Annotated in this window: 12 protein-coding genes and 4 tRNA genes; 14 read left to right on the top strand and 2 right to left on the bottom strand. The window is 67.9% G+C overall.

All coding sequences use genetic code 11. The features are described 5' to 3' along the window. Positions 1-105 precede the first annotated feature (105 nt). Both prfA and hemA read right to left on the bottom strand, forming a co-directional pair. On the bottom strand, positions 106-1,179 hold the full coding sequence (gene prfA, locus AB4083_RS12300; protein WP_441608097.1) for a peptide chain release factor 1: 1,074 nt from the start codon (positions 1,177-1,179) through the stop codon (positions 106-108). 71 nt (positions 1,180-1,250) lie between these two features. Further along, entirely contained in the window at positions 1,251-2,528 is a 1,278-nt protein-coding gene (gene hemA / locus AB4083_RS12295; RefSeq protein ID WP_441608096.1) for a glutamyl-tRNA reductase, read from the bottom strand. Positions 2,529-2,649: 121 nt separating this feature from the next. Between hemA and AB4083_RS12290 the strand changes: the two genes are divergently transcribed. The 14 genes from AB4083_RS12290 to AB4083_RS12225 all read left to right on the top strand — a co-directional run. Beyond that, positions 2,650-4,389 carry a tetratricopeptide repeat protein gene (locus AB4083_RS12290; protein ID WP_441608095.1) on the top strand — a complete coding sequence of 580 codons (1,740 nt, stop codon included), beginning with the start codon at positions 2,650-2,652 and terminating at the stop codon, positions 4,387-4,389. After that, on the top strand, positions 4,386-4,994 hold the full coding sequence (lolB, locus tag AB4083_RS12285; protein ID WP_441608094.1) for a lipoprotein insertase outer membrane protein LolB: 609 nt from the start codon (positions 4,386-4,388) through the stop codon (positions 4,992-4,994). Before AB4083_RS12290 ends, lolB begins: the two co-directional genes overlap by 4 nt. A gap of 60 nt (positions 4,995-5,054) precedes the next feature. Further along, the gene (gene ispE, locus AB4083_RS12280) at positions 5,055-6,437 is read left to right on the top strand and encodes a 4-(cytidine 5'-diphospho)-2-C-methyl-D-erythritol kinase (RefSeq protein ID WP_441608093.1); all 1,383 of its coding nucleotides are present in this window, start codon (positions 5,055-5,057) and stop codon (positions 6,435-6,437) included. A gap of 58 nt (positions 6,438-6,495) precedes the next feature. Further along, positions 6,496-6,572 (top strand) — tRNA-Gln (locus AB4083_RS12275). Between the two features lie 83 nt (positions 6,573-6,655). After that, positions 6,656-7,594, top strand: a complete 939-nt coding sequence (locus AB4083_RS12270; protein WP_441608400.1) for a ribose-phosphate diphosphokinase — start codon at positions 6,656-6,658, stop codon at positions 7,592-7,594. Between the two features lie 87 nt (positions 7,595-7,681). Then, positions 7,682-8,335: a 50S ribosomal protein L25/general stress protein Ctc gene (locus AB4083_RS12265; protein WP_441608092.1), complete on the top strand. Its 654-nt coding sequence runs from the start codon at positions 7,682-7,684 to the stop codon at positions 8,333-8,335. Between the two features lie 60 nt (positions 8,336-8,395). Continuing rightward, the gene (gene pth / locus AB4083_RS12260; protein WP_441608091.1) at positions 8,396-8,977 is read left to right on the top strand and encodes an aminoacyl-tRNA hydrolase; all 582 of its coding nucleotides are present in this window, start codon (positions 8,396-8,398) and stop codon (positions 8,975-8,977) included. Between the two features lie 70 nt (positions 8,978-9,047). After that, positions 9,048-10,139 (top strand): redox-regulated ATPase YchF, encoded by a 1,092-nt coding sequence (ychF, locus tag AB4083_RS12255; protein ID WP_441608090.1) that lies wholly within the window; start codon positions 9,048-9,050, stop codon positions 10,137-10,139. Between the two features lie 105 nt (positions 10,140-10,244). Then, positions 10,245-10,754, top strand: a complete 510-nt coding sequence (locus tag AB4083_RS12250) for a GNAT family N-acetyltransferase (RefSeq protein WP_441608089.1) — start codon at positions 10,245-10,247, stop codon at positions 10,752-10,754. Between the two features lie 29 nt (positions 10,755-10,783). Then, positions 10,784-11,272, top strand: a complete 489-nt coding sequence (locus AB4083_RS12245) for an acyl-CoA thioesterase (RefSeq protein WP_441608088.1) — start codon at positions 10,784-10,786, stop codon at positions 11,270-11,272. Between the two features lie 105 nt (positions 11,273-11,377). Next, a tRNA-Tyr gene (locus tag AB4083_RS12240) sits at positions 11,378-11,463 on the top strand. Between the two features lie 17 nt (positions 11,464-11,480). Next, positions 11,481-11,554: transfer RNA gene (locus tag AB4083_RS12235), tRNA-Gly, on the top strand. 44 nt (positions 11,555-11,598) lie between these two features. Further along, positions 11,599-11,674, top strand: a tRNA-Thr gene (locus AB4083_RS12230). 67 nt (positions 11,675-11,741) lie between these two features. Next, the coding region (locus tag AB4083_RS12225) for a GTP-binding protein (RefSeq protein WP_236585397.1) at positions 11,742-11,914 on the top strand (173 nt) is incomplete at its 3' end.

Genomic DNA, 11,914 nt, shown 5'->3' with positions numbered 1-11,914 from the left:
TCGACAGGATTGCTTGCGAATCGCGCGCCATTAACCGGAATATTCCGGTGTGATTGCTTTACTCGATTATTCCAGGGCGAATGCTTCGTGCGCCGATCAGCGCTCTCAAGCCAACGTCTTGAGCTGGTCCGCCTGGTGCTCGCGCAGCAGCGTGGAAATCAGTTCGTCCAGGTCGCCCTGCATGATCTCGGGCAGGCGGTACAGATCCAGGCCGATGCGGTGGTCGGTGACCAGGTTGTCCTTGTAGCGATAAGTGCGGATGCGCTGGCTGCGGTCGCCGCTGCCCACCTGCAGGCGCCGCGACTGCGCCTGTTCGGCGGTCTGCTTGGACTGCGCCTCGTCGAGCAGCCGCGCCTTCAACAGGCTCATGGCGCGGGCGCGGTTCTTGTGCTGGCTGCGTTCGTCCTGGCACTCGACCACGATACCGCTGGGCAGATGGGTGATGCGGATCGCCGAGTCGGTCTTGTTGACGTGCTGGCCGCCGGCGCCGGACGCGCGGAAGGTATCGACCTTGAGGTCCGCCGGCGCGATCTGGATTTCCTCGATGTCGTCCAGCTCGGGCAGCACCGCCACGGTGGCGGTGGAGGTATGCACGCGGCCCTGCGCTTCGGTGGCCGGCACGCGCTTCACGCAATGCACGCCGGATTCGAACTTCAGTCGCGAGAACGCACCCTGGCCTTCCACCCGCGCGACGATCTCCTTGTAGCCGCCGTGCTCGCCGGCATGCTCGCTGAGGATCTCCACGCGCCAGCCCAGGCGCTCGGCGTAGCGCGCATACATGCGGAATACGTCACCGGCGAAGATCGCCGCCTCGTCGCCGCCCGCGCCGGCGCGCACTTCCAGGAACAGGTTGGCCTCGTCGCGCGGGTCCTGCGGCAGCAGCAGGATCTGCAGCGTGCCGTCCAGTGCGGTCAATTGCGCTTCGAGGCGCGCCACATCGTCGGCGGCCAGTTCGCGCAGGTCCGGATCGGCCAGCATGGCGCGCGATGCGTCGAGTTCGCGCTGGGCGTGGTCGTGCTCGCGCAGCGCGCCGACCACCGGTTCGAGCTGCGCGTATTCGCGCGACAGATCGCGGAAGCGGCCGCCGTCGGCGAGCACCTCGGGCTGGGCCAGCAGCAGGGCTACTTCTTCGTGGCGTTCGGCGAGGGATTCGAGTTTGCGGCGGATCGAAGGCGTCATGGGCGGGGCAATGAGAAGGGGAGGGACGCGGCCATGCGGGCCATCAGCGGGAGCACAGCAAGACAGGCCCGCTAGCTTTCGGCGTCCGGCTCGTTCTTCTCATCCAGCCCGTACAGGCGTCCGGCCGCATGCAGCAGGTCCATGTCGCCGGCCAGCGCGGCTTCGCGCAGGCGGGCGCTGGGGTGGTGCAGCAGCTTGTTGGTGAGCGTGTTGGCGAGGAAGGCCAGCGCCTCGTCCGGCGACTTGCCGCGGGCGAGCATGGCGCGCGCCTTCTCCAGCACTTCGTCGCGATGGACTTCGGCGTGCTGGCGCATGTCCACCGCCGGATTGCGCAGGGTGAGCGCGCGGCGCCAGGCCATGTAGCGCTCGACCTGCAGGTCGATGATGGCGTCCGCCTCGCGGGCGGCGGCCTCGCGCGAGCGGCGGTTGTCGTCGATCACCTGGCGCAGGTCGTCGATGCCGTAGAGGAACACGTCTTCCAGTTCGCCCACCGCCGGCTCGATATCGCGCGGCACGGCGATGTCCACCATGAACATCGGCTTGCGGCGGCGCACGCCGATGGCCTTCTGCACCATCGGCCGCGTGACGATCGGCTGGCGTGCGGCGGTGGAGGAAATCACGATGTCGGCTTCGGCAAGATGTTGCGGCAGGTCGTGCAGGCCGATGGCATAGCCGCCGTGGCGGCTGGCCAGTTCCTGCGCGTTCTCCAGCGTGCGGTTGGCCACGATCAGGCGGCGCACGTGCTTGTCGGCCAGGTGGCGCGCGGCCAGCTCGATGGTGTCGCCGGCGCCGATCAGCAGCACGCAGGCCTGCTTGAGGTCGGTGAACACCTGCTCGGCCAGGCGCACCGCGGTGAACGCCACCGACACGGTGTGCGCGCCGATGCGGGTGTCGGTGCGCACGCGCTTGGCCACCGCGAAGGTGTGCTGCAGCAGGCGGTCCATCGGCGCGCGCAGGGTCTGCGCCTCGCGCGCGGCCTGGTAGGCGTCCTTCACCTGGCCGAGGATCTGCGGTTCGCCCAGCACCATCGAGTCCAGGCCGGTGGCCACGCGGAACATATGGCGGACGGCGTCGTCTTCGTCGTGGCGGTAGAGGAACTCGTCGAGCTTGCCCGGAGTCAGCTGATGGTGCCGGCTGAGCCATGCCTCCGGCACGGCTTCGGCGCCGGCGGCGACGCTGACGTACAGCTCGGTGCGGTTGCAGGTGGAGAGGATCATCGCCTCTTCCACGCCGGGCTCACGGGTCAGCTCCAGCAATGCGGGGCCGGCGTTCGACTCGTCGAACGCTACTTGCTCGCGCAACTGGACCGGCGCGGTGAGGTGATTGAGCCCGAGGGCGATCAGCGGCATGGTGAGGATCGTTTGGGAGCGGCAGGCATCCGCGGCGTAAACTAAGCCGTGGTACCGGCCGTTCCCCAGCGGCGGCAGCGCTCTTGAGTGGGGGTGTTATGACGGATCAACGGAGAATAGTGTGCTGAGCAGGTCGGCCAAGTTCAAGCAACTGCGGCATTTTGCGATCGGCGTGATCGGACTGGCCATGCTGGCCGGCTGCGCCACGGTACCCGGCCAGCAGGCCGCGAAGCCGGCGTCCCGGCAGCCGCTGGATCACCTGGCGGTGGTCACCCCGGATGCCGACCATGACCTCACGGCCCAGTTGCTGGCCGGCGAAATGGCGATCGTCCGCACCGACCTCAAGGCGGCGACCGAGGCCTACGGCAAGGCGATGGGCCTGAGCAACGACCCGCGCGTGGCCCAGCAGGCGACCGAGCTGGCCACCGCCACCCACGACCCGGTGCTGGCCGGCCGCGCCCTGGAGCGCTGGCAGCAGCTGGGCGCCAAGCCGTCCGACCTGGCCACGGTGCGCGCCCAGCTGGCGCTGGACCGGGGCGACACCGAAGAGGCCCGCAAGCAGCTGGACACGCTGATCTCCAGCGGCGATCCGGATGCCTGGCGCCAGTTCGGCCGCGTGATCCTGGGCAGCCGCGACACCGCGGTGTCCGCGCGCCTGCTGGAGGCGCTGGCGACCCCGCAGCGGCTGCCGCCCGACTCGCAGGCGTGGCTGGCGATGAGCGAGCTGGGCGACAAGCTGGGCCGGCATGCCTATGCGCAGCAATTGGCCGACGCCGCGATCAAGCGCTTCAACACCGCTGAAACCTACGCCTGGGCGGCCCAGCTCAAGTACCGCAACGGCGACCGCGCCGGCGCGCAGGCCATGTTCCAGAAGGCGCTGGGCCGCGAGCCGAAGAACGTCGGCCTGCGCCTGGCCTACGCCACCTTGCTGGGCCAGGCGGGCGACTACGCCGGGGCGGCCAAGGTGCTCGACAACGGCCCGCAGAATGCCGACACCTACACGCTGCGCGCGACCATGGCCGCGCGCGCCAACGACAGCAAGGCGATCGCCCGCCTCTACGCCCAGCTGCAGCGCGCGCCGCGCGATCCGAGCGACGGCAACAACTTCTTCCTGCTCGGCACCCTGGCCGAAATGCTGGACAAGAACGAGGACGCGCTCGACTGGTACAACCAGGTGCCGGACGAGGACGACCACGCCTTCGAGGCCGACCTGCGCAGCGCGATCCTGCTGCACAAGCTGGGCCGCGCGGCGGAATCCCACCAGCTGCTGACCCAGATGCAGACCGACTACCTCGACCAGCCGGCCCAGTTGCGCCGCGCCTACGAGGCGGACGCCAGCCTGTACATGGCCGACCAGAAATTCGCCCAGGCCGAGGCCGCCTTCAGCCGTGCGCTGCAGGTGGTGCCGGACGACCCGGAGCTGCTCTACGGCCGCGGCCTGGCCTATGCCGAGACGGGCGACACCGACAAGGCGGTGGCCGATTTCCGCCGTCTGCTGCAGCTCAAGCCGGACGATATCGACGCCACCAATGCGCTGGGCTACACGCTGGCCGACGCCAACCGCGACCTGTCCGAGGCCGAACAGCTGATCCAGGTCGCGCGCAGCGCCAAGCCGAACGATCCGGCCATCGCCGATTCCTGGGGCTGGCTGCAGTACCGCCTGGGCCACCTGGAGCAGGCCGAGCAGACCCTGCGCACCGCCTGGCAGGCGCGCAAGGACGCCGACGTCGGTGTGCACCTGGGCGAGGTGCTGTGGAAGCAGGGGCGGCAGGCCGATGCGCGGCGCGTATTCGACGAAGTGCACCGCATCGACCCCAAGAGCAGCACGCTCAACGACACGCTCAAGCGACTGAATCCATGAGGGCTTTTCTGCGCATCACGGCGGCGGCGCTGCCGCTGCTGCTGGCCGCCTGCGTGCCGGCGCCCGCCGTGCGGGTGAAGGGTGACGCCGCCCTGCTCAACGAGCAGGAGGCACGCGAGCGCAGCCTGGCCGGCACCGACCACTGGGTGCTGCAGGGCAAGCTGGGCATCTCCGACGGCAAGGACGGCGGCAGCGGCACTTTGAACTGGTCGCAGGACGGCGAGCACTACGAGTTCACCGTGCGCTCGCCGATCGTCGGCAAGAGCTTCCGCCTGAGCGGCGGCCCCGACGGCGCGCTGCTGGAAGGCGTGGATGGTGGCCCGCTGCGCGGGCCGGACGCCGAATCGCTGATGCTCAAGGCGCTGGGCTGGGACGTGCCGCTGCGCGAGCTGCGCGCCTGGGTGCTTGGCCTGCGCGCCGACGGCGGCCCGGCCGAGCTCAGCTTCGGCACCGATCGCCTGCCGTCGCTGCTGCAGCAGGACGGCTGGAGCGTCGACTACCGCGAATGGGACGCCACCCGGCAGCCGGCGCTGCCCAGGAAGGTGTTCGCCGAGAAGCCGCCGTACCGGGTGCGGCTGTCGATCGAATCCTGGACGTTCCAGTAAGACCGCTGCGCGGTTAGGCTTGGCGCCCCCGCGGCCCGGGCGCCGTCTGCCGGAATCGTCATGAGCTATAGCATCAAGCGCGCGCTGCCGGAGCAGATGGAGGCGCTGTGCGCCATCGAACGCGAGGCCATGGAACTGTTCCGCGGCCATCGCGCCTGGCGCTTCTACGCACCCGTGACCATGCCGCCCGAGCTGCTGCTGCTGGCGATCGAGCGCGGCCTGGTGTGGGTGGCGCTGAGCAACGAGAGTGGCGCGCCGGTGGGCTTCGTCTGGCTGGACACCGAGGACGAGGCCGGCATCGGCCTGGCCGAGATCGACGTGCTGCCGGACTGGGGCGGCCGGGGCATCGGCGCGGCGCTGCTGGAGCATGCCTGTGCCTGGGCCCGTGCCGCCGGCTATCGGCGGATCACCCTGGGCACCCTGGCCGACGTGCCGTGGAACGCGCCGTTCTACGCCAAGCATGGCTTTGTCGAGGTCGACAAGCGCGATCCGGCATTCGCCTTCGCGCGTGAGCGCGACCTGGAGAACGGCTTCCCGGACGACCTGCGCGTGTTCATGAGCCGCAGCTTCGAGGTGCCAGGGCCGGAGGATTGGACCGTGTGGCCGGCGCCGGCCAAGCTGAACCTGTTCCTGCGCATCACCGGGCGGCGTCCCGACGGATACCACGAGCTGCAGACGGTGTTCCGGCTGCTGGATTGGGGCGACGAGATCCGCCTGCGCCCCCGTCGCGACGGCGTGGTGCGGCGCCTCACCGAGGTCCCCGGCGTGCCGGAAGAGCAGGACCTGGTGGTCCGCGCCGGCCGCTTGTTGCAGCCGCATGCGCCGGCCGGTGCCGGCGTGGATATCGAGGTGGAGAAGCGCATTCCCATCGGCGGCGGGCTGGGTGGCGGCAGTTCGGACGCGGCGACGGTGCTGGTCGCGCTCAACCATCTCTGGGGCACGGGCCTGAGCGAGGACGAGTTGGCCGGACTGGGGCGCCAGCTCGGCGCCGACGTGCCGGTCTTCGTGCGCGGACGTTCAGCCTGGGCCGAGGGCGTGGGCGACCGGCTGCAGCCGATCACGCTGCCGCAGCGCTGGTATGTGGTGGTCGATCCGGGCGAATACGTGCCCACTGCCGAGCTTTTTCAAGCGTCTGAATTGACACGAAATGCTCAGCCAGCCACAATTTCATCCTTTGCTTCGGGCGAAACAGCCGAGAACGCCTTCGAGCCGGTCGTACGCGCGCGCCATCCCCGGGTGGCTGCGGCGCTGGGCTGGCTGAACAAATTCGGCTGGGCAAGGCTTTCCGGCAGCGGCGGTTGCGTGTTCATCGAGACGAAGTCGCAGGAGCGGGCGGAATTCGTCGCCCAGAAATGCCCGGCTTCATGCTCGGCCCATGTGGCCGTCGGCGTGGAGCGCTCCCCGTTGCTGGAGGCACTGGCGCGCCATCGCGGCGCCGCCTGAGCCAGAGAGATCGGGCCCCGTTCCGCCGCAAGGCGGGGCGGGGCCAAAAAAAATTCACTGGGGCGTCGCCAAGCTGGTTAAGGCACGGGATTTTGATTCCCGCATGCGCAGGTTCGAATCCTGCCGCCCCAGCCATTTAAGACCAGCCATTCAAAACCTGCCATTGAAGTCGAGATGGCCAAAGGCGCACCGCAATGACCGTGGACACGTCCACCCCGATGCTCTTCACCGGCAACGCCCACCGCAGCCTGGCCGAAGATGTCGCCGTGCGGCTCGGCGTGCCGCTCGGCAAGGCGCTGGTCGGCCGCTTCAGCGACGGCGAGACGCAGATCGAGATCGAAGAGAACGTGCGCCGGCAGGAAGTGTTCGTGATCCAGCCGACGGGCGCGCCCAGCGCGGAGAACCTGTTCGAGCTGATGGCCCTGGTGGACGCGCTCAAGCGCGCCTCGGCGGCCAGCGTGACCGCGGTGATGCCGTACTTCGGCTACGCCCGCCAGGATCGCCGCCCGCGCTCGGCGCGCGTGCCGATCACGGCCAAGATGGTGGCCAAGATCATCGGCACCGTCGGCGTGGACCGCGTGCTCACGGTGGACCTGCACGCGGACCAGATCCAGGGCTTCTTCGACATCCCGGTGGACAACGTCTATGCCTCGCCGCTGCTGCTGGCGGACATCTGGCGCAACCACTCGATGGACAACCTGATCGTGGTCAGCCCGGACGTCGGCGGCGTGGTGCGCGCCCGTGCCCTGGCCAAGCGCCTGGACGACGCCGACCTGGCGATCATCGACAAGCGCCGCCCGAAGGCGAACGTGGCCACGGTCATGAACATCATCGGCGACGTCGACGGCAAGACCTGCGTGCTGGTCGACGACATCGTCGACACCGCCGGCACCCTGTGCGCGGCCGCTGCTGCCCTGAAGGAGCGCGGCGCCCGCAAAGTGGTGGCGTACTGCGTGCATCCGGTGCTGTCCGGCGCGGCGATCAGCAATGTAGAGAACTCCCAGCTCGACCAGCTGGTGGTGACCAACACCTTGCCGCTGCGCGCGGACGCCCAGGCCTGCGCCAAGATCCGCCAGTTGTCGGTGGCCGAGCTGCTGGCGGAGACGATCCGCCGCATCGCGTTCGGCGAATCGGTCAGCTCGCTTTACGTGGATTGATACCCCCAGTTTCCGGCTCCCTTGGTCGCGAGGGAGTCACCCCAGCCGCCGCGAGGCGGATCACAACCTGAAGTAGGAAATGCCAACATGGCAAAGATTCATGAAATCAAGGCCGAAAGCCGCAAGGACGAGGGGAAAGGTGCGAGCCGCCGCCTGCGTCGCGCGGAGTTCGTGCCGGCCGTCGTCTACGGTGCGGGCCAGCCCCCGGAAAGCATCCAGATCTTCCACAACACCATCCTGCTCGCCGCCAAGAACGAGTGGTTCTTCTCCTCGGTGCTCGACCTGAACGTCGACGGCAAGGTGCAGAAGGTGCTGGTGCGTGACTGGCAGAAGCACCCGTTCAAGCAGCAGATGCTGCACATGGACTTCCTGCGCATCAACGAGAACGAAGCCGTTCGCGTGAATGTGCCGCTGCACTTCCTGAACCAGGAAAAGTCCCAGGCCGGCAAGACCTCCGGCGTGGTGATCTCGCACAACCTGACCGAAGTGGAAGTGTCCTGCCTGCCGAAGGATCTGCCGGAGTTCATCGAACTCGACCTGGCCGACCTGAAGCCGGGCGAGATCATCCACCTGTCGCAGCTGTCGCTGCCGAAGGGCGTGGAGATCCCGGCCCTGCACCTGGGCGCCGATCACGACATCGCCGTGGTCACCGCGAACACGGTGAAGGAAGAAGTCGAAGCGGCCCCGGCCGAAGGCGAAGCCGCCGCTCCGGCCGACGCCAGCAAGGACGCCAAGAAGTAAGTCGCACGTTCGCCCGCGCCGTTCCGGCGCGGGCGAACGCCGCGTGCTTGCCGGCTATCCATGGCGGGTTTGCGCCTCATCGTCGGGCTGGGTAATCCCGGTGCCGAATATCTCCGAACCCGGCATAACGCCGGGTTCTGGTTTGTTGACGCCCTCGCGGCGGGGCAGGGCGAGCGCTGGGGCTTCGACGGCAAGCTGCACGGCGAGACCTGCAAGCTGCGCCTCGGCGGCGAGCCGGTATGGCTGCTCAAGCCGGCCACCTTCATGAACAAGAGCGGCCTCGCCGTATCGGCGGCGCTGCGCTATTACAAGATCGAGCCGGCGCAATGCCTGGTCGCTCATGACGAGCTGGACCTGGACGCCGGCACCGTGCGCCTGAAGTTCGACGGCGGCCACGGCGGCCAGAATGGCCTGCGCGACATCATCGCCCACCTCGGCCACGCCAAGTTCCATCGCCTGCGCGTGGGCATCGGCCATCCGGGCCACCGGGACCAGGTCACGCCGTGGGTGCTGGGCCGTCCCTCCGTCAAGGACGAGGACGCCATCCTCGACGGCATCGCGCGCGCGCTGAACGTGCTGCCGCTGGCCGTGGACGGACAGTTCGACAAGGCGATGCAGCAGTTGCACACCCCGGCCGGTTGAGGCCGGGCAGGGCGCCTGCCCTGGCCTTACAATTCACCGTTTTCCCCATCTCCAATTCGCGGATCTCTCCATGGGCATCAAATGCGGCATCGTCGGCCTGCCTAACGTCGGCAAGTCCACCCTGTTCAACGCGCTGACCAAGGCCGGCATCGCCGCCGCCAACTTCCCGTTCTGCACGATCGAGCCGAACGTCGGCGTGGTGCCGGTGCCGGATGCGCGCCTGCAGGCGCTGTCGGACATCGTCAATCCGCAGAAGGTGATCCCCACCGCGGTCGAATTCGTCGACATCGCGGGCCTGGTCGCCGGCGCCTCGAAGGGCGAGGGCCTGGGCAACAAGTTCCTGGCGCATATCCGCGAGGTGGATGCGATCGCACACGTGGTGCGCTGCTTCGAGCACACCGACATCATTCACGTGGCCGGCAAGGTCGACCCGATCGCTGACATCGAAACGATCGACACCGAGCTGGCGCTGGCCGACCTGGATTCCGTCGAGAAGGCGCTGAACCGCGCCGAGCGCGCGGCCAAGGCCAACGACAAGGAAGCCATGGCCAGGAAGCCGGTGCTGCAGAAGCTCGCCACTGGCCTCAACGAAGGCAAGAGCGCGCGCAGCCTGGGCCTGGACGAGGACGAGAAGGCGCTGGTGCGCGACCTGTTCCTGCTCACGCTCAAGCCGCTGATGTACATCGCCAACGTGCGCGAGGACGGCTTCGAGAACAACCCGCATCTGGACGTCGTGCGTGCGCGCGCCGTGGAAGAAGGCGCCGAAGTGGTGCCGGTGTGCGCGGCGATCGAGGAAGAACTGTCGCAGCTCGAAGACGCCGACCGCGACGAATTCCTGAAGGATCTGGGCCTGGAAGAGCCGGGCCTTAACCGGGTGATCCGCGCTGGCTACACCCTGCTCAAGCTGCAGACCTATTTCACCGCCGGCGTAAAGGAAGTGCGCGCCTGGACGATCAAGCGCGGCTTCACCGCGCCGCAGGCGGCCGGCGTGATCCACACCGATTTCGAGCGCGGCTTCATCCGTGCCGAGACGGTGTCGTACGACGATTTCATCCAGTTCAAGGGCGAGACCGGCGCCGCTTCGGCCGGCCGCCTGCGCAAGGAAGGCAAGGACTACGTGGTGAAGGACGGCGACGTGCTGCACTTCCTGTTCAACGTCTGACCTGCATCGCCCGAAGCTAAAGGCGGCGGCACCTCGCGGTGTCCGCCGCTTTTTCGTTCTGGCGCCTGCGCTGGCAGACTGTGCGGGTAGCGGTGGGGGATTGCGATGTCCGGCGAAGTTCATTCATTGCGCCTGCGTCTGGGGCGTCCCGAGGATGCCCGGGCGATCGGCCTGCTGGTGCGCCGGGTGGCGCGCCGCTGGGTGCTGCCGGACCAGCCCAGGCGGGTGGGCGAGGCGATGCTGGCGCGTTTCGGCGCCCGCGGCTTCCGCGAGCGGATGCTGGCGGGGCAGCGCTTCCACCTGGCCTTCCTGGGGCCGGTGCTGGTCGGCGTGGCGGGGATGCGCGACGACAGTCACCTGGTACAGCTCTTCGTCGGCACCCGCTACCAGGGGCGCGGCATCGCCGGAAAGCTGTGGCGGCGGACCATGCACGACGCCGTGCGGCGCGCGGGCACCCGCCGCTTCACCCTGAATGCCTCGCGCTGCGCGGTGCCGGTGTACCTGCGCCTGGGCTTCGTGCCGACGGGGCCGGAGGGGCGCTCGCCCAAGGGCGTGGTCAGCACGCCGATGGCGCTGTCCTTGCGCCGCGCCGGCGCGCGCAAGCCGGCGGCATAATAGGCGCCTTTCCACCAGCCGGAGCCTCCATGTCGGGCACGCAGCACGAAGTCAGTTTCCGTTTTCTCGCCCAGCCGACCGACGTGAATTTCGGCGGCAAGGTGCACGGCGGCATGGCGATGAAATGGATCGACCAGGCCGGCTACGCCTGTGCGGTGGCCTGGAGCGGGGCGTATTGCGTCACCGCGTCGGTGAGCGGCATCCAGTTCGTGGCGCCGATCCTGATCGGCGACCTGGTGACCGTGCGTGCGCGCCTGATCCACACCGGGCGCTCCAGCATGCACATGGCGGTGGATGTGCTGGCGCGCGATCTGCGCAAGGACGAGCACCGCCTGGCGACCAGCTGCGTGATGGTGTTCGTGGCGCTCGACAGCCCCGATGGCAAGCCCACGCCGGTGCCGGCATGGGAGCCGCGCGACGATGCCGAGCGGCAGCTGCAGGCGCAGGCGAAACGGCTGATGGATCTGTCCAAGGAGATGGAGCAGCTGATCGATGCGAAGGCGCTTTCAGACGTCTGAGCGCAGCATGCGCAAACGATCGTCCGCAGGTGTTCCACCGGTATTTTTTGCGTGATCGGGTGTTGACAGAACCCGGCTCGATCCACACAATAGCCGTTCTTTGTTGGAGGGATACCCAAGCGGCCAACGGGGGCAGACTGTAAATCTGCTGGCTTACGCCTTCGGTGGTTCGAATCCACCTCCCTCCACCAGACGAGTTCCGCGTAGGGCGGGAGTAGTTCAACGGTAGAACCTCAGCCTTCCAAGCTGATGGTGCGGGTTCGATTCCCGTCTCCCGCTCCATTGATCCTGCTCCCTTGGATAGAACTTGTTCTGGCAGTTTTCGTGCTCATGTAGCTCAGTCGGTAGAGCACTTCCTTGGTAAGGAAGAGGTCGCTGGTTCGATTCCAGTCATGAGCACCACTTAGTTGGTCTTCGCGGTATCACTCTCCACTTTTTCGTTATCTGACTCCATCGGGGTTTAGCGCGCATGGCAAAGGGTAAGTTCGAACGCACCAAGCCGCACGTCAACGTCGGCACGATCGGTCACGTGGACCACGGCAAGACGACGCTGACGGCGGCGCTGACGAAGGTGGGCGCTGAGCGTTTTGGCGGCGAATTCAAGGCTTATGACGCGATCGACGCGGCGCCGGAAGAGAAGGC

Origin of the sequence: Dyella sp. 2RAB6, from assembly GCF_052115385.1 — a bacterium.
GTDB lineage: Bacteria > Pseudomonadota > Gammaproteobacteria > Xanthomonadales > Rhodanobacteraceae > Dyella_D.
Note: the sequence above shows the minus strand (reverse complement) of the source record. Positions and strands in the feature narration are given on the sequence as shown.

What these genes read in the sequence shown, in the direction of transcription:
- AB4083_RS12270 (WP_441608400.1), top strand. Translation starts at nt 6,656, where the DNA reads ATGCTCTTCACCGGCAACGCCCACCGCAGCCTGGCCGAAGATGTCGCC.
- prfA (WP_441608097.1), bottom strand. Translation starts at nt 1,179, where the DNA reads ATGACGCCTTCGATCCGCCGCAAACTCGAATCCCTCGCCGAACGCCAC.
- AB4083_RS12250 (WP_441608089.1), top strand. Translation starts at nt 10,245, where the DNA reads ATGTCCGGCGAAGTTCATTCATTGCGCCTGCGTCTGGGGCGTCCCGAG.
- pth (WP_441608091.1), top strand. Translation starts at nt 8,396, where the DNA reads ATGGCGGGTTTGCGCCTCATCGTCGGGCTGGGTAATCCCGGTGCCGAA.
- hemA (WP_441608096.1), bottom strand. Translation starts at nt 2,528, where the DNA reads ATGCCGCTGATCGCCCTCGGGCTCAATCACCTCACCGCGCCGGTCCAG.
- lolB (WP_441608094.1), top strand. Translation starts at nt 4,386, where the DNA reads ATGAGGGCTTTTCTGCGCATCACGGCGGCGGCGCTGCCGCTGCTGCTG.
- AB4083_RS12245 (WP_441608088.1), top strand. Translation starts at nt 10,784, where the DNA reads ATGTCGGGCACGCAGCACGAAGTCAGTTTCCGTTTTCTCGCCCAGCCG.
- ispE (WP_441608093.1), top strand. Translation starts at nt 5,055, where the DNA reads ATGAGCTATAGCATCAAGCGCGCGCTGCCGGAGCAGATGGAGGCGCTG.
- AB4083_RS12265 (WP_441608092.1), top strand. Translation starts at nt 7,682, where the DNA reads ATGGCAAAGATTCATGAAATCAAGGCCGAAAGCCGCAAGGACGAGGGG.
- ychF (WP_441608090.1), top strand. Translation starts at nt 9,048, where the DNA reads ATGGGCATCAAATGCGGCATCGTCGGCCTGCCTAACGTCGGCAAGTCC.